The following is a 21,500-nucleotide window of genomic DNA, read 5'->3' as shown; positions in this document are numbered from 1 at the left end:
CCCAGTGCGCAATTGCGCACAAGGCGGGCGATGACAGCGTCCTAAAAACTTCTCAGCTCAATGCTTCGTCCAGGAACGCCTTCAACTGCGCCTGATGCTTGGACATCAGACCCGTGGCGGTCGCAGCGGAGGCGGCGCGGCCGACATAACGCGGACGCCGGCTCACACCGTTCACCTGGTTCAGCACCCATTCCAGATAGGGCTCGATGAAGTGCCAGGCCCCCATGTTGCGGGGCTCTTCCTGGCACCACACCACTTCGGCCTTCTTGAAGCGCGACAGCTCGGCCACCAGCGCCTTGAGCGGCACCGGATAGAGCTGCTCGATGCGCATCAGGTAGATGTCGTCCATCCCGCGCTTCTCGCGCTCCTCGTAGAGGTCGTAATAGACCTTGCCCGAGCACAGCACGATGCGGCGGATCTTCTCGTCGGGAACGAGTTTGACCGCTTCGCCCGGCAGCATCTGGGCGTCGTCATAGAGGATGCGATGGAAGGTCGTTCCCTTCGCGAGCTCCTCGAGACGCGAGACCGCCCGCTTGTGACGCAGCAGCGACTTCGGCGTCATCACGATCAGCGGCTTGCGGATCTCGCGATGGAGCTGCCTACGCAGCACGTGGAAGTAGTTCGCCGGCGTGGTCGGATACACCACCTGCATGTTGTCTTCTGCGCACATCTGGAGATAACGCTCCAGACGCGCCGAGGAGTGCTCCGGTCCCTGGCCCTCATAGCCGTGCGGCAGGAGGCAGACGAGGCCGGACATGCGCAGCCATTTGCGCTCACCCGAGGAGATGAACTGGTCGAACACGACCTGCGCGCCGTTGGCGAAATCGCCGAACTGCGCTTCCCACAGGGTCAACGTGTTCGGCTCGGCGAGCGAGTAGCCGTACTCGAAGCCGAGCACGGCTTCTTCCGACAGCAGCGAGTTGATGACCTCGTAATGGCCCTGCTCGTGACCGAGATGGTTGAACGGCGTGTAGCGGCTCTCGTCTTCCTGGTCGATCAGGACCGAGTGGCGCTGCGAGAAGGTGCCGCGCTCCGAATCCTGCCCGGACAGGCGGACATGGTGGTTCTCGTTGAGCAGCGTGCAGAACGCCAGCGCCTCGCCGGTCGCCCAGTCGATGCCCGTGCCGCCGTCGATCGCCCTGGCGCGGTTTTCGAGGAAGCGCTGGATGGTGCGATGGACGCGGAAACCATCCGGCACCTTGGTGATCTTGCGGCCGATGTCCTTCAGTGCGGCGATGTCGACGCCGGTAACGCCACGCCGCGCGTCTTCTTCCTGATCCGCGATCTTGAAGCCGGCCCATTTGCCGTCGAGCCAGTCGGCCTTGTTGGGCTTGTAGCCGGAGCCGGCTTCGAGCTCGGCATCGAGCCGCGCGCGCCAGTCGGCCTTGGCCTTCTCGACCTCGCCCTCGGTCAGCACGCCTTCGCTGATGAGACGGCGGGCGTAGAGCTCGAGCGTCGACGGATGGGCCGCGATCTTCTTGTACATCACCGGCTGGGTGAAAGCCGGCTCATCGCCCTCGTTATGGCCATGCCTGCGGTAGCAGAACATGTCGATGACGACGGGCTTGTGGAATTTCTGCCGGAACTCGGTCGCGACCTTGGCCGCGAACACGACGGCTTCCGGATCGTCGCCGTTGACGTGGAAGATCGGCGCGTCGATCATCTTCGCCACGTCGGACGGATACGGCGACGAACGCGAATAACGCGGATAGGTGGTGAAGCCGATCTGGTTGTTGACGATGAAGTGCACGGAGCCGCCGGTGCGGTAGCCCTTCAGGTCCGACAGGCCGAAACATTCCGCGACCACGCCTTGGCCCGCAAAGGCTGCGTCGCCGTGCATCAGGAGCGGCATCACCGAGATGCGCATATCCGGCGGATCGCCGTGCTGATCCTGCTTGGCGCGGACTTTTCCGAGCACCACGGGATCGACGATCTCGAGATGTGAGGGGTTGGCGGTCAGCGACAGATGGATGCGGTTGCCGTCGAACTCGCGATCCGAGGACGCGCCGAGGTGATACTTGACGTCGCCCGAGCCTTCGACCGCATCAGGATTGGCCGAACCGCCCTTGAACTCGTGGAACAGCGCGCGGTGCGGCTTGCCCATCACCTGGGTCAGCACGTTGAGGCGGCCACGATGCGGCATGCCCAGCACGACTTCTTTCACGCCGAGATTGCCGCCACGCTTGATGATCTGCTCGAGCGCGGGGATCAGCGATTCAGCACCGTCCAGGCCGAAGCGCTTGGTGCCGGTGAACTTGGTGTCGCAGAATTTCTCGAAGCCTTCGGCTTCGACCAGCTTCATCAGGATGGCGCGGCGGCCTTCGCGGGTGAAGGAGATTTCCTTGTCCGGCCCCTCGATGCGCTCCTGGATCCAGGCCTTCTGCGCCGCGTTGGTGATGTGCATGAACTCGACGCCGAGCGTCTGGCAGTAGGTGCGCTCGCAGATCGCGGTGATTTCGCGCAAGTTGGCGTATTCGAGACCGAGCACATGGTCGAGGAAGATCTTGCGGTCGAAATCGGCTTCGCTGAAGCCGTAGGTCCGCGGATCGAGCTCTTCGCGATTGCGCTGGGCTTCGATGCCGAGCGGATCGAGCTTGGCGTGGAAGTGGCCGCGCATGCGGTAGGAGCGGATCAGCATCAGCGCCCGGACCGAGTCGCGGGTGGCCTGGAGCAGGTCGGCGGAGGAGAGGCCGCCGGCCTTGTCGCCACCCTTGGCCTGGGCCTTGGCGGCGATCTTGGCGCCGACCGTCTTCTCGACTTCCGCCCAATTGCCGTCGAGCGCGGAGGTCAGATCGTCCTGCGGGATCAGCGGCCAGTTGGCGCGCTCCCAGGACGGGCCCTGGGCGTTCTTGCTGATGTCGCCCGGCTGGTCGTTGAGGCTCTTGAAGAATTCCTGCCACTCAGTGTCGACTGAGGACGGGTCCTTCTCGTAGCGGGCGTAGATTTCGTCGATGTAGGTGGCGTTGGTGCCCTGCAAAAAGGAAGAGAGGGCAAAGGCTGCGTTCGCGTCTTGGCGAGACATGCTTGAGTTCCTGGCGATTTCGGTTCGCGCATAACAAACGGCGCTGGCGCTGGGCTCCCCGGCAGAGGACCAGCGCGACAGGCACCATTTACCCTATTTGCTGCGAAACTTCGCCCGGAAAATTACGAAGGTGTGAATCAGGCTTTCAATTTTTCGGCAAGCGTGTGCCCAAGGCGGGCGGGAGACGGGGACACTGTAATTCCTGCCGATTTCATCGCGTCGGTCTTGGAACCGGCGTCACCCTTTCCGCCCGAAATGATCGCGCCGGCGTGGCCCATGCGGCGGCCGGGAGGGGCCGTGACACCGGCGATGAAACCGACCATCGGCTTCTGGCGGCCGCGCTTGGCTTCGTCCTTAAGGAACTGGGCGGCGTCCTCCTCGGCGGAGCCGCCGATCTCGCCGATCATGATGATCGACTCGGTCTTGGGGTCGCCGAGCAGCATTTCCAGCACGTCAATGAACTCGGTTCCCTTGACCGGATCGCCGCCGATGCCGACCGCGGTGGTCTGGCCGAGGCCTTCCTGGGTGGTCTGGAACACGGCTTCGTAGGTCAGCGTCCCCGAGCGCGAGACGATGCCGACGCTGCCGGTCTTGAAGATGTTGGCCGGCATGATGCCGATCTTGCACTCGCCGGCGGTCATGACGCCCGGGCAGTTCGGCCCGATCAGGCGCGACTTGGAACCGGCCAGCGAACGCTTCACCCTGACCATGTCGATGACCGGGATACCTTCCGTGATGCAGACGATCAGCGGGATCTCGGCATCGATGGCTTCGCAGATCGCATCGGCCGCGCCCGGCGGCGGCACGTAGATCACCGATGCATCGGCGCCGGTCTTCTCACGCGCCTCGCGCACGGTGTCGAACACCGGCAGGCCCAGATGCGTCGCGCCGCCTTTGCCCGGCGAAGTGCCGCCGACCATCTTGGTGCCATAGGCAATCGCGGCCTCCGAGTGGAAGGTGCCGTTCTTGCCGGTAAAGCCCTGGCAGATGACCTTGGTGTTCTTGTCGATCAGGATGGACATGAGGTCTGCTTTCGCGAAACTAACGAGTGAGAGGTCAGTGGATGCGGCGGTAGACGCCGGTGAGCACGTCGGCCCAGCCTTCCGCGTCCGGCGAGAACTGGATCTTCAACGAATAGGAATCGTCGTCGATGATTTCATAGACGTGGCGCGCATTGCCTCGCAGCGAGCCGCGCACCAGCGTCAGGGTCTTGCCGACCCACCCGCCGGAGGCGGGCGAGGGCGGCGTGTAGCCGAGCGAATCGTACCAGAACAATTTATAGGTCCGGTCTTCGCGGTCGAAGGTGAAGATGCCGTGGGTGGCGAAGCTCTGCTTGCCGTCGCGGGTCTGGACCGAGTCCTGGATCAGATAGAAGCCATTGAGATCCATGTGGGCCACGACGTGAGAGGTCGCTGTCCCGCCCTCCGTCCATCGCGACGGAAAGACCACCTCTTCGCCATTCCATTCACCGGCGAACGCGGCAAGGCGCGCGTGCTCCGGCAGCGGGGATGATGCAGCGAGATGGTCCTGGGTCATGGCCTCAGCCTCCCTTGACCGCCTTCACGATCTTCTGCGCGGCGTCGTCGAGATTGTCGGCCGGCACCACGTTCAGGCCGGATTCACGGATGATCTTCTTGCCCAGCTCGACATTGGTGCCTTCGAGGCGAACCACCAGCGGCACGCTGAGGCCGACTTCACGAACCGCAGCGGTCACGCCTTCGGCGATCACGTCGCACTTCATGATGCCGCCGAAGATATTGACCAGGATGCCCTTCACGTTGGGATCCGCGGTGATGATCTTGAAGGCGGCCGCGACCTTTTCCTTGCTGGCGCTGCCGCCGACGTCGAGGAAGTTCGCCGGTGCCATGCCGTAGAGCTTGATGATGTCCATCGTCGCCATCGCGAGGCCGGCGCCGTTGACCATGCAGCCGATATTGCCGTCGAGGGTGACGTAGTTGAGGTCGTATTTCGACGCTTCGATTTCCTTGGCGTCTTCCTCGGTCTCGTCGCGCAGCGCGAGCACCTCGGGGTGACGGAACAGGGCGTTGTCGTCGAACGACACCTTGGCGTCGAGCACGCGGAGCTGGCCCTGCTTGGTCACGACCAGCGGGTTGATCTCCAGCATCGACATGTCCTTGGCGACGAACGCCGCATAGAGCTGCGCGGTGAGCTTCTCGGCCTGCTTGGCGAGATCGCCGGAGAGTTTCAGCGCGTTAGCAACGGTGCGGCCGTGATGGCCCATGATGCCGGTCGCGGGATCGATCGAGAAGGTCACGATCTTCTCAGGCGTATTGTGCGCGACGTCCTCGATGTTGACGCCGCCCTCGGTCGAGACCACGAAGGAGACGCGGGAGGTCTCGCGGTCGACCAGGATCGAGAGGTAGAATTCCTTGTCGATGTCGGAGCCGTCCTCGATGTAGAGGCGGTTGACCTGCTTGCCGGCGGGGCCGGTCTGGATGGTGACGAGCGTGGCGCCGAGCATCTGCTTGGCGAATTCGGAAACCTCCGCGGCCGACTTGGCGATGCGCACGCCGCCCTTGTCGCCGGCGGATGCTTCCTTGAACTTGCCCTTGCCGCGGCCGCCGGCGTGGATCTGGCTCTTCACCACCCAGACCGGGCCCGGGAGGGCCTTTGCCGCCGCGTCCGCATCGGCCGCCTTCAGGACCGGAACGCCCTTGGAGATCGCGACGCCGAACTCGTTCAGCAGCGCTTTGGCCTGATATTCATGGATATTCATATGGTCGCTCCCTGAACCCGCGGGCGGTGACCTCGTAGGCCCACCTCAGTCTTGTGGCTGGCATACCATATACCACAGGAACTGCAACCCGGATTCTCTAACATCGATCTCTGGACTTGCGGACCAGGACCCGCCCCAACCTTAAACAAGGTTTGGCGGACCCCGGAAATGAAACCGCCGAAGACCGGGTTTCGGTCTTCGGCGGAATGTTTGACCTTAGCGGCCCAGAAGGTCGGGTGCGATCTTCTTGCAGGCGTCAACCAGACCCTGCACCGCGCCGACCGACTTGTCGAAGGCTTCGCGGTCCTTGCCGACGAGCTCGATCTCGACGACGCGCTCGACGCCCTTGGAGCCGATCACGACGGGCACGCCGACATACATGTCCTTCACGCCGTATTCGCCGTTCAAATAGGCGGCCGAGGCCAGCACGCGCTTCTTGTCACGCAGATAGCTCTCGGCCATCGCGATCGCGGAAGCCGCCGGCGCGTAGAAGGCCGAGCCGGTCTTGAGCAGGTTGACGATCTCGGCGCCGCCGTTGCGGGTGCGGTCGACGATCTCGTCGAGGCGCGCCTGCGAGGTCCAACCCATCTTGACGAGATCGGGCAGCGGGATGCCGGCGACGGTGGAGTATTTTACCAGCGGCACCATGGTGTCGCCATGGCCGCCCAGCACGAAGGCGGTGACGTCTTCGACCGAAACGTTGAACTCGTCGGCCAGGAAGTAGCGAAAGCGCGACGAATCCAGCACGCCGGCCATGCCGACGACCTTCTTGTGCGGCAGGCCGCTAGCCTTCTGCAACGCCCAGACCATCGCGTCGAGCGGGTTGGTGATGCAGATGACGAAGGCGTCGGGGGCGTACTTCTTGATGCCGGCGCCGACCTGTTCCATGACCTTGAGGTTGATGGAGAGGAGGTCGTCGCGGCTCATGCCGGGCTTGCGCGGCACGCCGGCGGTGACGATGCAGACCTTTGCGTTGTCGAGCGCCTCGTAGGAGTTGGCGCCGGTGTAGTGCGCGTCAAAGCCGTCGACCGGCGAGGACTGCGCGATGTCGAGCGCCTTGCCCTGCGGCACGCCCTCGGCGATGTCGAACATCACCACGTCGCCCAGCTCTTTCAGGCCGATGAGATGAGCCAGCGTTCCGCCGATCTGACCGGAGCCAATCAAAGCAATTTTGTCGCGCGCCATGTGAGCCTGTCCTTTAGACACGTAAGGAGGGGAAAACTGAGACGGGTGGTTATCCCTTTCGCCTCCCCCGTTCAAGTCACGGGTTGCCCAATTGTCGGGCTTGCCGCGTATTCAAGCGGATCCCCGTCATTCCGGGGCTTGGGAAGCGCCGAGCCCGGAATGACAGCGCTGGCAAATAGGACTTAAGTCTCGACCAGACCCTTTAAGTCTCAACCAAACCTTTGGTCGAGCCGCTGGCGGTGGAATCCTTGCGGCCGTGGGGCAGCGCCAAATAGGATTCCGAGCTCATTTCGATCAGGCGCGAGGCGGTGCGCTTGAACTCGTTGGCCTCGTTGCCCTCGTTGGCAAGATAGAGCGAGATCGGGTTGGCATCGGCCGAGGCCATCAGCTTCACGGCATTGTCATAGAGCGTGTCGATCAGCGTGATGAAGCGCTTGGCGGCGTTGCGCTGGGAGATGTCCATCACTGGAATATGGTCGACCAGGATGGTGTGATAATCGTGCGCCAGCCAGAGATAGTCCGATGCCCCGAGCGGCTTCTCGCAGAGATCGGCGAACGCGAAGCGCGCCACGCCGTGGGCCGAGCACGGCACGTGCAGGATGCGGCCCTTGATCGAAATATCCCGCGACTTGCATTTGGCGCCGCCTGACATCTTCGACCAGGCGCGGTCGAGCGCGGCGTCCGCCTCAGTGTCTGCCGGCGTCAGCCACATCGGCACGCCCTGAAGCTTTTCCAGCCGGAAGTCGGTGCGCGCGTCGAGCCGCAGCACGTCCATGTGGTCGGTGATCTGCCTGATGAAGGGAAGGAACAGCGAACGGTTCAGACCACCCTTGTAGAGGTCGTCAGGCGCGACGTTGGAGGTCGCGACCACCACGGTGCCGAGCTCCAGCAGCTTTGCGAACAGGCGGCCGAGGATCATCGCGTCCGCGATGTCGGTGACGTGGAATTCGTCGAAACAGAGCAGCCAGCTCTCCTCGAAGATCGCATGCGCGGTCAGCGCGATGACGTCGCCGTCGGCGATCTCGCCGCGCGCGATGCCCTGGCGAAAATCGTAGATGCGCTCGTGCACCTCGGCCATGAATTCGTGGAAATGCGCGCGCCGCTTGTGCTCGACGGTCGAGTGCTGGAAGAACAGATCCATCAGCATGGTCTTGCCGCGACCGACCTCGCCATGGACGTAGAGCCCGTGCGGCGCCTCGTCCTTGTCGCTGCTGAACAGGCGGCTGAGCAGGCCCTGCTTGCGCGCCGGCTTGTAGTCGGCGAGCCGCTGATCGAGCGCCGCATAGGCGTCGGCAATTTCGGCCTGGGCGGCATCGGGCTCGATCGCGCCGGACGCGATCTGGGCCTGATAGGCCTCGCGAAATGAGGAACTGGGGGTCGAGAGCATGCTCTTTACCGCCAGAGATGAGTGGAAATTGCAACTCCGTATTGGCGCAAAGGCTTATGCGCCCGGCCTTTCGCGGACAGGGTCGCCTGCATGCGTCGAAGCGCGAAGTATGGGCGCTAGGTCGCCACCAGTATCTATTGTTGCGCTCGGCCGGGCTAGAATATACCTATTAAGGCACCCAGGAACCTCGGCATGGCCCTTAGCATCAAAGACCCCGAAACGGAGCAATTGGCGCGGAGTCTGGCGCAATTGACCGGCGAGAACATCACGACGGCGACCAAGCGCGCCATCGAAGAGCGATTACGCCGGCTCGGCGGTCAAGCTCACAAAGACGCGCTGCTTCAAGACATGGCCGAGATCAGGCGGCGCTGGAGCGAAATGCGCGTCTTGGATAACCGCACGCCTGAGGAAATTCTCGGATACGACGCGCATGGATTGCCGCGCTGATGGTGATCGACACATCGGCGATCGTTGCAATTGCGCTCAACGAAGACGATGCAGCGGACATCGAGCGACTGATCGTGAACGATCCGATCCGCCTGATCTCCGCGGCAACGGTGCTTGAAGCGACGATGGTGATCGAGACACGGCTAGGTGACGGGGGCGGGCGCGAGTTCGATCTCTGGCTCGTCAAGATCGGCGCCGAGATCGTGCCGGTCGATGCACGACAAGCCGATGCGGCACGGCGCGCCTGGCGTCGCTACGGCAAGGGACGTCACGCCGCGTCGCTGAACTATGGCGACTGCTTTTCCTACGCGCTAGCGACGACTCGCAGTGAGCCGCTGCTGTTCAAGGGCGCGGACTTCGCGAAGACCGACGTCGCCCGACCCGGCGTGGCCCCGCCGCGATAGCGCGACGCAACGAAGACTCACTCACACAGCTCGTAGGCGTCCTCGACCACATAGGGGCCGCCGCCGGTGGAGGCGCGGGACGAGAACAGCACGAACCGTTCGGCCGTGAACGCCTTGCTGGGAAAATAGCCGCGCAGCGAGAGATAATCGGCGACGTCACGGTCGGTGGCGTCGTGCAGACGGGCCAGCGTGACATGCGGGATGAACTTGCGGCCCTCAGGGTCGAGGCCGATCCGCTGCATCAGGCGCTCGAGCTCGGCCTGCAATTCCATCAGCGGCTTGCTCGGCACGATGGTGGCGACCACCGCGCGCGGCTTGCGTCCGCCGAAACTCTGCAAACCCTGCACCTTCACCTCGAACGGCTTGCGGTCGACGCGAAACAGCATCGAGGCGATTTCGTTGGCGGACATGCCGTCGATATTGCCGATGAAGCGCAGTGTGACGTGGTAATTTTCGGGATCGATCCAGCGGGCGCCGGGAAGGCCGCCCCGCAAATTGGAAAGCGACTGGCCAATCTCGGCCGGAATTTCCAGACCAGTGAACAAACGCGGCATCGTTTCGCACTCCCGATGCTTGGGCATGATCCCATGGGAAAGATCATATCCAAATTTTAGAGCCGGCGACGAATCACCGGTACCTCAATTCCTATCGCAGTTGTGTGACTCTGCGAAGCATCGCGCGCCTCACCCCGGTAAAACCCTGGGAATTACGGTCGGCGTTGCTTGCTTTTCAACGCCGTTGCTCAGCTATGGTGCCAAGAAATGCCTCAACCGTGGGCAAGATATTCCTGACGATGATATCGACGCCGGGCGCGGTCGGGTGAATGCCGTCGGCCTGGTTGAGTTTGGCATCGGCCGCGACACCGTCGAGAAAAAAAGGATAGAGCGGCACGCCGAATTTCTTCGCCAGATCCGGATAAATCGAATTGAAGCGCGCGGCATAATCCGCGCCGTAATTCGGCGGCGCCAGCATGCCGCACAGCATCACCGCGATCTTGCGTGCCTTGAGGCGCTGGACGATCTCGCTGAGCGCAGCGCGGGTCAAAGCGGGATCGATGCCGCGCAGCGCATCGTTGGCGCCGAGCTCGATGATCACACCGTCGGTTCCCTCGGGGACCGACCAGTCGAGCCGGTCACGGCCACCCGAGGAGGTGTCGCCGGATACCCCGGCATTGGTCATGTCGACCGCTATGCCTTTGTCTTGCAAAGATTTTTGAAGCTTTGTGGGGAACGCTTCCGGGGCCGGGAGGCCGAGGCCGGCGCTCAAGGAATCGCCGAGAACCACCAGCTTGATCGGTTTCGCCGCCTCGGCCCATGCGGGAGCCCATGCCGGATTTGCGACCGTCATCAAAGCGAACATCAACACGGCTATGTGCATGAACAATCCGTAACGCCTCTCGACCGCGCGTGCGGAGTTGCCATATGACCGGACCATGGACACTCGCATCTCTTCCTCTTCGCTCGCCGACAGTTCGGCGGACACCATCGCCATCTCCAACGTCAATCTGTCATTGGGCACGGGCGCGGCACGCGTTCACATTCTCAAGGATATCAGCCTGCGCGTGGGCCGGAGCGAAACGATCGGCCTGATCGGCCCGTCAGGCTCGGGCAAATCCACGCTGCTGATGGTGATGGCGGGGCTGGAACGTCCTGATAGCGGAGAGGTGGTGGTCAGCGGCACGCCTTTCAATGCCCTCGACGAGGACGCGCTGGCCCGCTTCCGCGGCCGCCAGGTCGGCATCGTCTTCCAGTCCTTCCATTTGATCCCGACCATGACCGCGCTGGAGAACGTCGCGGTGCCGCTTGAGCTTGCGGGCAATCCCGACGCCGCAAAGCGCGCGGCGCAGGAGCTGCAATCGGTCGGGCTCGGCGACCGTCTGCATCATTATCCGACGCAGCTTTCCGGCGGCGAGCAGCAGCGCGTGGCGCTGGCCCGCGCGCTGGCACCCGATCCCGCTATCCTCGTGGCCGACGAGCCGACCGGCAATCTCGACGAAGCCACGGGCCAACAGATCGTCGACCTCCTGTTCAGCAAGCATGCCGAGCGCGGCATGACGCTGGTGCTGGTCACGCACGATTCGTCGCTCGCACATCGCTGTGATCGCGTGATCCGCCTGCGCTCCGGCCGCATCGACACGCAGTCGGCGCCGGCATGAGCATCGCTGCCGAACCGTTCGCGAAGCCCAACGGCATCGCGCTGTCGCTGCGCTACGCGCTGCGCGAATTGCGCGGCGGCCTGCGCGGCTTCTACGTCTTCATTGCCTGCATCGCGCTCGGCGTCATGGCCATCGCGGGCGTCGGCTCGGTCTCCGCCAGCCTGAGCGACGGCCTCGCCCGCGAGGGCCGTACGCTGCTCGGCGGCGACGTGTCGTTCGTCCTGTTTCAGCGTGAAGCGAAGCCGGAGGAAGTCGCCTTCCTGCGTTCGCGCGGCACCGTCTCGAGCGCCGCCACTCTGCGCGGCATGGCGCGCTCGACCGAGGGCAAGCTGGCGCTGGTCGAGATGAAGGCGGTCGACGACACCTATCCGATGCTGGGCCAGCTGACGCTGGCGCCGCCGCTGCCGATGTCGGATCTGCTGGCGGAGCGCGACGGCGCGTTCGGCGCGGCCGCCGATCCGACGCTGCTGGCGCGGCTGTCGCTCAAGACCGGCGATCGCGTCACCGTGGGGTCTGCCACGTTCCAGATCCGCAGCGCCGTCGAAGCCGAGCCCGACAAGCTCGCCGGCGGCATCGGCTTCGGCCCGCGCTTCCTGATCAGCGAAGCGGGGCTTCGCGCCACAGGGCTGGTCCAGCCCGGCAGCCTGGTGCGCTGGGTCTACCGTGTGAAGCTGCCGGAGATCGCCAATAGCGAGCGCGCCACCGACGCCTTCATCGCGGACGCGCGCAACGCCGCGCCGCAGGCCGGCTGGGAGGTCCGCAGCCGCTCCAATGCCTCGCCGCAGCTCGAGCGCAACATCAACCGCTTCACGCAGTTCCTGACGCTGGTCGGCCTCGCCGCGCTACTGGTCGGCGGCGTCGGCGTCGCCAATGCCGTCAAGGCCCATGTCGACCACAAGCTCGAGGTGATCGCGGCCTTCAAGGCCGTCGGCGCCACGGGGCGCGACGTGTTCGGCATCTATCTCGCCCAGGTTCTCCTGCTCGCCGCGATCGGGTCGCTGATCGGCCTCGCGCTCGGCGCCGCCATGCCGTTCGCGATCGTCGGCCTGTTCGGCAAGCTGCTGCCGCTGCCGGTGGTGCCGGCGGTGCATGCCGACGAGCTCGCGCTGTCGTTCGTCTACGGGCTGCTCACGGCGCTTGCCTTCGGCCTGTGGCCGCTCGGCCGCGTGCACGACGTGCCGGTGGCCGCCCTGTTCCGCGACACCATCAGCTCCGAATGGCATCGGCCACGCTGGAGTTATCTCGTCTTCATGGCTGTCGTGATCGCGCTGCTCATCGCGGTCGTGATCGGGCTGTCCTTCGACAAGCGCATCGCCGCGGTGTTCGTGGCCTCCTCCGTGGTCGTGTTCGCGCTGCTGCGCGGCATTGCCGCGCTGTTGATGACGATCGCCCGGCGGCTGCCGCGCACGCGCTGGCCGATGCTGCGACTTGCGATCGCCAACATCCACCGGCCGGGCGCGCTGACGCCCTCGGTCGTGCTGTCGCTGGGGCTCGGACTGGCCGTGCTCGTCACCATCACCCAGATCGACGGCAATCTGCGCCGGCAGTTCCTGGCGGCACTGCCCGAGCACGCACCGTCGTTCTTCTTCATCGACATTCCGAGCACGCAGGCCGAGCAGTTCGACACGTATCTGCGCCAGATCGCCCCCGGCGCGAAGGTCGATGACGTGCCGATGCTGCGCGGGCGCATCGTCGGAGCCCGTGGCGTCCGCGCCGAGGAGCTCAAGCCCAGCACCGATTCCGAGTGGGTGCTGCAGAGCGACCGTGGCCTGACCTATACCGCCGAGCTGCCGAAGGGCTCCAAGGTGGTCGAGGGCGAATGGTGGAGCGCCGATTATGCCGGCCCGCCGCTGGTTTCGATGGAGAAGAAGATCGCGGACGGCCTGGGCCTCAAGCTCGGCGACGAGGTCGTGGTGAATATCCTCGGCCGCGACATCCCCGCGAAGATCAGCAATCTGCGCACCATCGACTGGCAGGGCCTCGGCATCAATTTCGTCCTCGTGTTCTCGCCGAACGCATTCAAGGGCGCCCCGCACACCCATATCGCGACGCTGACGGAAACCGGCGGCGATGCGGCCGGCGACGGCAAGATCATCAGGGAGGTCGCTGACGCCTATCCGATGGTGACGAGCGTGCGCGTGCGCGAGGTGATGGAGACGGTCGGCTCGGTCGTGACCAACCTTGCGCTGGCGATCCGCGGCGCCAGCGCGGTGACCCTGATCTCGGCGATCCTGGTGTTAGGCGGCGCGCTCGCCGCCGGCCATCGTCACAGGGTCTACGATGCGGTGATCCTCAAGACCCTGGGCGCGACCCGGCTGCGGCTGCTCGGCGCCTATGCGCTCGAATACCTTCTGATCGGGCTTGCCACCGCGGTGTTCGGCGTCCTAGCCGGCAGCGTCGCGGCCTGGATGATCGTGACCCGGCTGATGACCCTCACTTTCGTCTGGCAGGGCGGCAGCGCCGCCGGCGTGGTCGCGGCTGCCTTGGTCGTCACGGTCGGCCTCGGGCTCGCCGGCACGCTGCTGGCATTGAACAAAAAGCCCGCCACGGTGTTGCGGAATTTGTGACAAATGGTAGCGGGCGGCTGCGCGGGAGCGGAATCGCACGATTCCGGCGATTAACCACGTCTGCTCGCCAGGATTGCGGGCGAGGGCGACATTCAGCCGCGCGTGGAAGGTTGCGGCGGATGTGTTAGTTTCCCACATATCGAGTGGGTTCGGAGCCCCGATTGTTAGCCAAAATTTAGTCGGCAGACATCGGTATCCGAGATAGAGTTTGACGAACCGGCGGCATGGCGACCCTCATGCCGGACCGGACCAACCAACGGGAATTCGACCATGTCGGACCTAGACCGCAATTACGCTTCTCCTTTCGGCAGGGCCGCCGGGCGTGTTGACGCCGCGACGGTCGATGCCGGCCTGCGCGCCTACATGCTGCGCATCTACAACTACATGAGCATCGGCCTGGCCATCACCGGCCTTGCCGCGCTCGGCGTCTACATGGCCGCCGTGACGGACGTTCCGACCCCGGAAGCCGTCCGCGTCGGCAAGCTGTTCCTGACGCCGTTCGGCTACGCGATGTTCGTCAGCCCCCTGAAGTGGCTGTTCATGCTCGCGCCGCTCGCCATGGTGTTCGTGATCTCGGCGGGCATCAACCGTCTCGCTCCCTCGACCGCCCAGATCCTGTTCTGGGTGTTCGCGGCGCTGATGGGCGTCTCGCTGTCCTCGATCTTCCTGGTGTTCACGCACACCTCGATCGTGCGGGTGTTCTTCATCACCGCGGCGACCTTCGGCGCGCTCAGCCTCTACGGCTACACCACCAAGCGTGACATGAGCGGAATGGGTTCGTTCCTGTTCATGGGCCTGATCGGCATCGTCATCGCGAGCCTGGTGAACCTGTTCCTGGCGAGCTCGGTGCTGCAGTTCGTCGTGTCGGTGGTCGGCGTGCTGGTGTTCGCGGGCCTCACCGCGTGGGATACCCAGCGGCTGAAGAACGACTACATCTACGGCTACGCCTCGGCCGGCGGTGACATCGCAGAGCGTGCGGCCATCACCGGCGCGCTGTCGCTGTACCTGAACTTCATCAACCTGTTCACGCTGCTCCTGCAGCTGCTCGGCCAGCGCGACTAAGCGTCAGACCAGAGCGAACGACACCAGCCCCGGCCGAAAGGCCGGGGTTTTTGTTTGGGCGTGATGTTCCCTCAACCACCGTCATTGCGAGGAGCTCTTGCGCCGAAGCAATCCAGAGTCCCTCCACGGACGCATTCCTGGATTGCTTCGCTTCGCTCGCAATGACCACGTGGAGAGGCCGTTTCGCCTCTTCCAGCGGTCCCGGTAAGGCTTTAATCTTGCCCCATGTCCGCACCCGAAATCAGGCCCACCCTTGAGGCCGACCTCCCCGCCATCACCGCCATCTACCAGCAAGCCGTCCGCGAGGGCACCGCGACGTTCGAGCTGGAGCCGCCTGACCTTACCGAGATGACGCGCCGCTACCGCACGCTGATCGACGGCGGCTATCCCTATTTCGTCGCCATCCTCGACGGGCGCGTCGCCGGCTACGCCTATGCCGGTGCCTACCGGCCACGGCCGGCCTACCGCTTCACGGTCGAGAACTCGATCTATCTCGATCCGTCCTTCCACCGCCGCGGCATCGGCGCGCTCCTGCTGGAGCGGCTGATCGTCGAATGCGAAGCGCGCGGCTTCCGCCAGATGATCGCGGTGATCGGCGATTCCGCCAATGCCGGCTCGATCGGCGTGCACACCAAGGGCGGCTTCAGGATGATCGGCACGCATCCGAGCGTCGGGCTGAAATTCGGCCGCTGGCTGGACACGGTGATGATGCAGCGCGATCTTGGTGAGGGCGCGACTACGGTGCCGGAGAAGTAAAGCTTCCTCAAACCACCGCCAATTTGCGATCGATCACCAGGAGCACGCGCTCCAGCTCGTGGCCGCGGCGCAGGATCAAGCCCGTCGCCGAGATCACGCTGTACATGCCCTGCTTGCGCGCAAGGCGCGGATCCTTTTCGATACGATAGATCGGCACTTCCGAGGCGCGGCGAAAGACCGAGAACACGGCGCGATCCCTGAGGAAGTCGATGGCGTAGTCGCGCCACTCGCCGTCCGCGACCATCCGGCCGTACAGATTGAGAATACGATGCAGCTCGAGCCGGTTGAACGTCACCCGGCTCAGTTGCGCATTCGAAGCGGCGGGGCGCGCCGCCGCGCGCTGTTCGCTCGGATCGGCATCCTCCGACAGACTCATAGGCCGCCTCCTGTCGCATCAGCATGACCGCGTCCGCGAAGACCGTCCCCGGAACCGCGGATCATGACAGTTGCATGATCGCGCCAACTGTTCCCCACCGCAAGGCCCTCGAAAGGGCTCTGGAATCCGGAGCAATCCGCATACACGCAGCGGTGGAACTCTGTCGCGGCAAACCGTCACGGGATCGTTAGCAGGAATCATAGTGTCGCCGCTTTTCCGCCAAGCGACTGCCGCCCTGCATTGCGAAAAGACCTATGTGCGTTGACCCGGTCCTTTCGGTTCCGGATTCCTCAGCCCCCAGCCCCCCGGGGCCGTCAGGATCGGGTCTGTTCGCACGACAAGGAGGGCCAACGCGAGTTGGTCCTTTTTTGTTTGTGTCGGGATGTTTCTCACTCGCTGTCATTCCGGGCGCTCCTCTTGGCGCGAGCCCGGAATCCATTTCTCAGCTCGGATGGTGGATCGATGGATTCCGGGTTCGCGCTTCGCGCGCCCCGGAATGACGAGAGACAAGTTGTCTTGAGATGATCTTGAGTGCGCTGCGCGTCAGTGCAGCGACGTATACGCCGCGCCCAGCATCGGCCCCGGCTTTTCCCGGCTGCCGTCCTGGACATAGACCACGGCACCGTCGACGCCGTCGCGCGTGAGGTTCTCGATCGGCACCGTCCAGCTTTCCGGGCGGCCGGTCCAGTCGCCGACCTTCAGCAGGTTGCGCACCACGTTGTGATAGATCACCTGCTGTCCGCGATTTTCGCCGCGGCTGATCGCGATCGGCACCGACTTCGCAATCGAGCAGATCCAGACCTCGCCGTGGGACGCCGTCGGCTCGTTGCTCGCGGCCACCGAGACGTTGATCTGCTTGCCCGCGAGCGACATCGTCACCGGCACGCTCATCACGCCCGTGCCCTTGTCGGTTTTGCCGATGGCGCTTTCGATGCCGGTGCGGTCGCTGCCGACGACATGCGTGGAGCCGTTCACCACGACCTGCGGCGTGTAGACTTCGCGGTCGCCGCGCATGCGTGAATAGGCACGCTGCCGTGCAGAGAAGCGCGAATCGGCCAATGTGTCCTTCCAGCCGAGATAGTCCCAATAGTCGATCGGCATGCTCAGCGCGATGATCGAGGGATCGCGGGAGAGGTCGCCGATGATCTTGTCGGCCGGCGGGCAGGAGGAGCAGCCCTGCGAGGTAAACAATTCGACAACGGCGCGGGGATCAGCTTCGGCAGGACGAATGACGGCGACGATAGCACAGAGACCAAGGGCTCCCGACCAGAGGGCGCCGGACCAGCGTGAAACCAGATGAGAAGCCGTCATTATTGTCATGTCGAACGCCGCACACCATTGCTCGTGAGAGGGAAATCTTACCGCCGGATGGTCACCGTAGTCTTACGGGCCTCGCACTTTCGTCCGCCAAAGTAACCGTCCAAAGCGTGAGGTTCTCCGCCGGGCGGGCCCATCTGAAGCCTGCCGCAAACGCGTGAAGGCGGCCTTGTGATAGGCCGCCTTCGTGTAACCTACTACTCACTTCGCAGTGAGCCACCGTTCACAAGTCCGCGCTTACGCCGCGAGCTTGCGCAGCACGTAGTGCAGGATGCCGCCGTTGCGGTAGTATTCGAGCTCGTCCAGCGTATCGATGCGGCAGAGCAGCGAAACGCGCTGCAGCGAACCGTCGCCGGAGACGATCTCCGCGGTCAGCTTCTGGCGCGGCTTGAGCTCTCCGACGAGGCCGCGCAGCGTGACCTTCTCGTCGCCCTTCAGGCCGAGCGACGACCAAGAGGTGCCGTCCTCGAAGGTCAGCGGCAGCACGCCCATGCCGACCAGGTTGGAGCGGTGGATGCGCTCGAAGCTCTGGCAGATCACGGCACGGACGCCGAGCAGACGGGTGCCCTTCGCGGCCCAGTCGCGCGAGGAGCCATTGCCGTATTCGGCGCCGGCGAACACCACCAATGGCACCTGCTCCTGCTGATATTTCATCGCGGCGTCGTAGATCGACATCTGCTCGCCGTCGGGCCAGTGCTTGGTGAGACCGCCTTCCGGAATATTGCCGTCGGCGCCCTTCAGCATGAAGTTCTTGATGCGGATGTTGGCGAAGGTGCCGCGCATCATGACTTCGTGGTTGCCGCGGCGCGTGCCGTACTGATTGAAGTCGGCCGGACGCACCTGGTGCTCGCTGAGATATTTGCCCGCGGGCGAGGTGAGCTTGATCGAACCGGCCGGCGAGATGTGGTCGGTGGTGATCTTGTCGCCGAACATGGCGAGGATGCGGGCCTCGACGATGTCGGTGACCGGCTCCGGCTCCTTCTTCATGCCTTCGAAATAGGGCGGGTTCTGCACATAGGTCGAACTCATGTTCCAGCGATAGGTCTCGCTCTCGACGGTCTTGATCTTGCGCCAGTTGGTGTCGCCCTTGAACACGTCGGCATACTTTTTCTTGAAGATCGACGCGGTCACGAACTTCTTCATGAAGGCGTTGATCTCCTTGGTCGTCGGCCAGATGTCCTTGAGGTACACCGGCTTGCCGTCCTTGCCTTCACCGAGGGGCTCGACGGCGAGGTTCTTGGTGACGGTGCCCGCGAGCGCGTGGGCGACCACGAGCGGCGGCGAGGCCAGATAGTTCGCCTGCACGTCCGGCGAGACGCGGCCTTCGAAGTTGCGGTTGCCGGAGAGCACGGCAGCCGCGACGATGCCGTTGTCGTTGATCGACTTCGAGATCTCCTCGGGCAGCGGACCGGAATTGCCGATGCAGGTGGTGCAGCCGAAGCCGACCAGGTTGAAGCCGACCTTGTCGAGATCGGCCTGGAGACCGGAATCGGCGAGATAGGCCGCCACCACCTGGCTGCCCGGGGCCAGCGAGGTCTTCACCCACGGCTTTGCCTTGAGGCCCTTCGCGGCGGCGTTGCGCGCCAGCAGACCGGCGCCGATCAGCACGCTCGGGTTCGAGGTGTTGGTGCAGGAGGTGATCGCGGCGATCACGACGTCGCCATGGCCGATGTCGAACTTCTTGCCGTCGACGGCAAAGCGCTTCGCCGGCTCCTCGGCCTTCTTGTATTCGCTGGCGAGCGCGAGCGAGAAGCCCTCGGCCACGGACGGCAGCGCAATCCGGCCCTCGGGGCGCTTCGGACCGGCCATCGACGGCACGACGTCACCGAGGTCGAGCGTCAGCGTCTCCGTGAACACCGGATCGGCCGACTTGGCGGTGCGGAACAGCCCTTGCGCCTTCGCATAGGCCTGCACCAGCGCGACGCGCGCCGAGGCGCGGCCGGAGGTCTTGAGATAATCGAGTGCAGCGGCATCGACCGGGAAGAAGCCGCAGGTCGCGCCATATTCGGGCGCCATGTTGGCGATGGTCGCCTTGTCGGCGACCGAGAGATGGTCGAGGCCGGGGCCGAAGAACTCGACGAACTTGCCGACGACGCCGAGCTTGCGCAGCATCTGCGTCACGGTCAGCACGAGGTCGGTCGCTGTGACGCCTTCCTTCATCGCGCCCTTCAGCTTGAAGCCGACGACGTTGGGCAGCAGCATCGACAGCGGCTGGCCGAGCATGCAGGCTTCGGCCTCGATGCCGCCGACGCCCCAGCCGAGCACGGCGAGACCGTTGACCATGGTGGTGTGGGAATCGGTGCCGACCAGCGAGTCGGGATAGGCGACCTCGAAGGTGCCGGTCTTCTTGCCGACCGTCATCTTCTCCTTCTTGGTCCAGACCGTCTGGGAGAGATATTCGAGATTGACCTGGTGGCAGATGCCGGTGCCGGGCGGCACGACGGAGAAGTTCGAGAACGCCTTCTGGCCCCATTTCAGGAACTCGTAGCGCTCCTGGTTCTGCTTGTATTCCTCCGTGACGTTCTTGCCGAAGGCCTTATTGTCCCCGAAGAAGTTCACGATCACGGAGTGGTCGATGACGAGGTCGACCGGCACCAGCGGATTGATCTTCTCGGCATCGCCGCCGAGCTTCTGCATCGCGTTGCGCATCGCGGCGAGGTCGACCACGGCGGGAACGCCGGTGAAGTCCTGCATCAGCACGCGCGCCGGGCGGAAGGCGATCTCATGCTCCAGCGACTTCTTGCGCAGCCATTTCGACACCGCGACGATGTCTGCCTTCTTGACCGAGCGGCCGTCCTCGTTGCGGAGCAGGTTCTCGAGCAAAACCTTCATCGAGTAGGGGAGTTTCGAAATTCCCTTCAGACCATTCTTCTCGGCCGTGGGCAGGCTGTAATAGACATAGGTCTTGGCGCCGACCTTGAGGGTCTTTTTGCATTTGAAGCTGTCGAGCGAGGTCATGTAGGAAATCCCAATTGTTAGTTATACCCGGCAGGGTATTTTAACACCGTCAGCGTAGGCAGGCTGAGTCGCTTGCAGGGGCAGGTTGAGTTGCTGCATCAAGTAGTTCCGGGCTTATAGAAGCTTTCTAACCGGGCCGCCACAGCCACAAACGTGCCGCAGCAATCCGCGAGCCAAAAATTCCCATGCGCTACCGCAAGTTTTCCTGAGGCCTGACGTTGAGCGGGTTGGTACGAGGCGAGATGCAGCTTTCCGGACATGGGGTCACATGCGTGCGGGGCGGCCGCGAGGTGTTTTCCGGGCTCGATTTCGGGGCCGGCTCCGGCGAAGCCGTGGCGGTCGTCGGCCGCAACGGATCGGGCAAGACCTCGCTGCTGCGGCTGATCGCAGGCCTGCTCATTCCGGCGGGCGGCACGATCGCGCTGGCCGGAGGCGACGCCGAGCTGACATTGCCGGAGCAGTGCCACTATCTCGGCCATCGCGACGCCCTGAAGCCGGCCCTGAGCGTGGCCGAGAATCTGACATTCTGGGCCGATTTCCTCGGCGGAGAGCGTTTCGACGCCGGCGAGAGCCTCGCCATCGTCGGGCTCGACCATGCCGCCGATCTGCCCGCCGCCTTCCTGTCCGCCGGCCAGCGCCGCCGGCTCTCGCTGGCCCGCCTGCTGACAGTCCGCCGACCGGTCTGGCTATTGGATGAGCCGACCACGGCGCTGGATGTCGCGGGACAGGACATGTTCTCCGGATTGATGCGCGAGCACCTCAGCCGCGGCGGCCTGATCATCGCCGCCACCCACGCCCCACTCGGGATCGATTCGCGGGAGCTGCGGATCGGGGGGATGGCATGATTCCCGTTGACCCTCAGTTTTCCAAGCGGCTTGGCTCCGCCCTCTCCGTTCCCTCCCCCCTTGTGGGGGAGGGTCAGGGAGGGGGGTGCCACGCGGCGCACTCTCTCGGTTCTAGCGGTCGGCAGGCGGGCGCTCTGTTGCTGGCGCCACGGACCCAACAACCATCTCTCCCGCGGCTACCCCTCTCCCCCGCCCCCCCCCCCCCCCGGGGGGGGGGGGGCGGGGGGGCGGGGGGCGCGGCCGGGGCGTGCGGCCGGCGCGGCCCGGGACGGCGCACCCCCA

General features: G+C 64.4%; 18 protein-coding genes. 7 read left to right on the top strand and 11 right to left on the bottom strand.

Annotation, left to right across the window (positions count from 1 at the left end):
• Positions 1-52 precede the first annotated feature (52 nt).
• The 6 genes from AC0L3C_RS25000 to zapE form a co-directional block, all read right to left on the bottom strand.
• The gene (locus tag AC0L3C_RS25000; protein ID WP_473409197.1) at positions 53-3,022 is read right to left on the bottom strand and encodes a 2-oxoglutarate dehydrogenase E1 component; all 2,970 of its coding nucleotides are present in this window, start codon (positions 3,020-3,022) and stop codon (positions 53-55) included.
• Positions 3,023-3,159: 137 nt separating this feature from the next.
• Positions 3,160-4,044 (bottom strand): succinate--CoA ligase subunit alpha, encoded by an 885-nt coding sequence (sucD, locus tag AC0L3C_RS24995; protein ID WP_007598874.1) that lies wholly within the window; start codon positions 4,042-4,044, stop codon positions 3,160-3,162.
• A 34-nt stretch (positions 4,045-4,078) separates the two neighbouring features.
• Positions 4,079-4,558 (bottom strand): DUF1579 family protein, encoded by a 480-nt coding sequence (locus AC0L3C_RS24990; RefSeq protein ID WP_007598873.1) that lies wholly within the window; start codon positions 4,556-4,558, stop codon positions 4,079-4,081.
• Positions 4,559-4,562: 4 nt separating this feature from the next.
• The gene (sucC, locus tag AC0L3C_RS24985) at positions 4,563-5,759 is read right to left on the bottom strand and encodes an ADP-forming succinate--CoA ligase subunit beta (RefSeq protein ID WP_027566399.1); all 1,197 of its coding nucleotides are present in this window, start codon (positions 5,757-5,759) and stop codon (positions 4,563-4,565) included.
• Positions 5,760-5,975: 216 nt separating this feature from the next.
• On the bottom strand, positions 5,976-6,944 hold the full coding sequence (gene mdh / locus AC0L3C_RS24980; RefSeq protein ID WP_007598869.1) for a malate dehydrogenase: 969 nt from the start codon (positions 6,942-6,944) through the stop codon (positions 5,976-5,978).
• 202 nt (positions 6,945-7,146) lie between these two features.
• Positions 7,147-8,331: a cell division protein ZapE gene (gene zapE / locus AC0L3C_RS24975; RefSeq protein WP_473264764.1), complete on the bottom strand. Its 1,185-nt coding sequence runs from the start codon at positions 8,329-8,331 to the stop codon at positions 7,147-7,149.
• Positions 8,332-8,523: 192 nt separating this feature from the next.
• On the opposite strand from zapE, the gene AC0L3C_RS24970 reads away from it, so the two are divergent.
• Both AC0L3C_RS24970 and AC0L3C_RS24965 read left to right on the top strand, forming a co-directional pair.
• Entirely contained in the window at positions 8,524-8,778 is a 255-nt protein-coding gene (locus tag AC0L3C_RS24970) for a type II toxin-antitoxin system VapB family antitoxin (RefSeq protein ID WP_106945563.1), read from the top strand.
• Positions 8,778-9,182 (top strand): type II toxin-antitoxin system VapC family toxin, encoded by a 405-nt coding sequence (locus AC0L3C_RS24965; RefSeq protein WP_473264763.1) that lies wholly within the window; start codon positions 8,778-8,780, stop codon positions 9,180-9,182. The genes AC0L3C_RS24970 and AC0L3C_RS24965 overlap by 1 nt, the downstream gene beginning before the upstream one ends.
• A gap of 17 nt (positions 9,183-9,199) precedes the next feature.
• Here the strand turns inward: AC0L3C_RS24965 and thpR are convergent, their stop codons facing one another.
• Positions 9,200-9,736, bottom strand: a complete 537-nt coding sequence (gene thpR / locus AC0L3C_RS24960) for an RNA 2',3'-cyclic phosphodiesterase (RefSeq protein WP_007598862.1) — start codon at positions 9,734-9,736, stop codon at positions 9,200-9,202.
• A 175-nt stretch (positions 9,737-9,911) separates the two neighbouring features.
• Positions 9,912-10,559, bottom strand: coding sequence for an arylesterase (locus AC0L3C_RS24955; RefSeq protein WP_473409216.1), 648 nt, complete (start codon positions 10,557-10,559; stop codon positions 9,912-9,914).
• A gap of 55 nt (positions 10,560-10,614) precedes the next feature.
• Between AC0L3C_RS24955 and AC0L3C_RS24950 the strand changes: the two genes are divergently transcribed.
• The 4 genes from AC0L3C_RS24950 (at position 10,615) to AC0L3C_RS24935 (ending at position 15,722) form a co-directional block, all read left to right on the top strand.
• Positions 10,615-11,337 carry an ABC transporter ATP-binding protein gene (locus AC0L3C_RS24950; protein WP_007604314.1) on the top strand — a complete coding sequence of 241 codons (723 nt, stop codon included), beginning with the start codon at positions 10,615-10,617 and terminating at the stop codon, positions 11,335-11,337.
• Positions 11,334-13,904 (top strand): ABC transporter permease, encoded by a 2,571-nt coding sequence (locus AC0L3C_RS24945; RefSeq protein ID WP_473409196.1) that lies wholly within the window; start codon positions 11,334-11,336, stop codon positions 13,902-13,904. Before AC0L3C_RS24950 ends, AC0L3C_RS24945 begins: the two co-directional genes overlap by 4 nt.
• Before the next feature lie 270 nt (positions 13,905-14,174).
• Positions 14,175-14,966, top strand: a complete 792-nt coding sequence (locus AC0L3C_RS24940; protein WP_007598855.1) for a Bax inhibitor-1/YccA family protein — start codon at positions 14,175-14,177, stop codon at positions 14,964-14,966.
• Between the two features lie 225 nt (positions 14,967-15,191).
• Entirely contained in the window at positions 15,192-15,722 is a 531-nt protein-coding gene (locus AC0L3C_RS24935; protein WP_247461358.1) for a GNAT family N-acetyltransferase, read from the top strand.
• A 7-nt stretch (positions 15,723-15,729) separates the two neighbouring features.
• Here the strand turns inward: AC0L3C_RS24935 and AC0L3C_RS24930 are convergent, their stop codons facing one another.
• From AC0L3C_RS24930 to acnA, 3 genes are all read right to left on the bottom strand, one after another.
• The gene (locus AC0L3C_RS24930; protein ID WP_007598853.1) at positions 15,730-16,098 is read right to left on the bottom strand and encodes a DUF2794 domain-containing protein; all 369 of its coding nucleotides are present in this window, start codon (positions 16,096-16,098) and stop codon (positions 15,730-15,732) included.
• Positions 16,099-16,641: 543 nt separating this feature from the next.
• Positions 16,642-17,418 carry a DUF1223 domain-containing protein gene (locus AC0L3C_RS24925; RefSeq protein WP_473264758.1) on the bottom strand — a complete coding sequence of 259 codons (777 nt, stop codon included), beginning with the start codon at positions 17,416-17,418 and terminating at the stop codon, positions 16,642-16,644.
• A 234-nt stretch (positions 17,419-17,652) separates the two neighbouring features.
• Positions 17,653-20,373, bottom strand: coding sequence for an aconitate hydratase AcnA (gene acnA, locus AC0L3C_RS24920; protein WP_473264757.1), 2,721 nt, complete (start codon positions 20,371-20,373; stop codon positions 17,653-17,655).
• A 242-nt stretch (positions 20,374-20,615) separates the two neighbouring features.
• On the opposite strand from acnA, the gene ccmA reads away from it, so the two are divergent.
• Positions 20,616-21,218, top strand: a complete 603-nt coding sequence (ccmA, locus tag AC0L3C_RS24915; RefSeq protein ID WP_473264756.1) for a heme ABC exporter ATP-binding protein CcmA — start codon at positions 20,616-20,618, stop codon at positions 21,216-21,218.
• The last annotated feature ends 282 nt before the right edge of the window (positions 21,219-21,500 follow it).

The organism is Bradyrhizobium sp. WSM4872 (assembly GCF_055811715.1).
This window is presented reverse-complemented; position numbering and strand designations above follow the sequence as displayed.

Coding starts and splice junctions, on each gene's coding strand:
- AC0L3C_RS24970 (WP_106945563.1), top strand. CDS start 8,524: ATGGCCCTTAGCATCAAAGACCCCGAAACGGAGCAATTGGCGCGGAGT.
- AC0L3C_RS24955 (WP_473409216.1), bottom strand. CDS start 10,559: ATGCACATAGCCGTGTTGATGTTCGCTTTGATGACGGTCGCAAATCCG.
- AC0L3C_RS24965 (WP_473264763.1), top strand. CDS start 8,778: ATGGTGATCGACACATCGGCGATCGTTGCAATTGCGCTCAACGAAGAC.
- AC0L3C_RS24930 (WP_007598853.1), bottom strand. CDS start 16,098: ATGAGTCTGTCGGAGGATGCCGATCCGAGCGAACAGCGCGCGGCGGCG.
- zapE (WP_473264764.1), bottom strand. CDS start 8,331: ATGCTCTCGACCCCCAGTTCCTCATTTCGCGAGGCCTATCAGGCCCAG.
- AC0L3C_RS24950 (WP_007604314.1), top strand. CDS start 10,615: ATGGACACTCGCATCTCTTCCTCTTCGCTCGCCGACAGTTCGGCGGAC.
- AC0L3C_RS24935 (WP_247461358.1), top strand. CDS start 15,192: ATGTCCGCACCCGAAATCAGGCCCACCCTTGAGGCCGACCTCCCCGCC.
- AC0L3C_RS24940 (WP_007598855.1), top strand. CDS start 14,175: ATGTCGGACCTAGACCGCAATTACGCTTCTCCTTTCGGCAGGGCCGCC.
- acnA (WP_473264757.1), bottom strand. CDS start 20,373: ATGACCTCGCTCGACAGCTTCAAATGCAAAAAGACCCTCAAGGTCGGC.
- sucC (WP_027566399.1), bottom strand. CDS start 5,759: ATGAATATCCATGAATATCAGGCCAAAGCGCTGCTGAACGAGTTCGGC.
- AC0L3C_RS24925 (WP_473264758.1), bottom strand. CDS start 17,418: ATGACAATAATGACGGCTTCTCATCTGGTTTCACGCTGGTCCGGCGCC.
- mdh (WP_007598869.1), bottom strand. CDS start 6,944: ATGGCGCGCGACAAAATTGCTTTGATTGGCTCCGGTCAGATCGGCGGA.
- ccmA (WP_473264756.1), top strand. CDS start 20,616: ATGCAGCTTTCCGGACATGGGGTCACATGCGTGCGGGGCGGCCGCGAG.
- AC0L3C_RS24945 (WP_473409196.1), top strand. CDS start 11,334: ATGAGCATCGCTGCCGAACCGTTCGCGAAGCCCAACGGCATCGCGCTG.
- AC0L3C_RS25000 (WP_473409197.1), bottom strand. CDS start 3,022: ATGTCTCGCCAAGACGCGAACGCAGCCTTTGCCCTCTCTTCCTTTTTG.
- AC0L3C_RS24990 (WP_007598873.1), bottom strand. CDS start 4,558: ATGACCCAGGACCATCTCGCTGCATCATCCCCGCTGCCGGAGCACGCG.
- sucD (WP_007598874.1), bottom strand. CDS start 4,044: ATGTCCATCCTGATCGACAAGAACACCAAGGTCATCTGCCAGGGCTTT.
- thpR (WP_007598862.1), bottom strand. CDS start 9,736: ATGCCGCGTTTGTTCACTGGTCTGGAAATTCCGGCCGAGATTGGCCAG.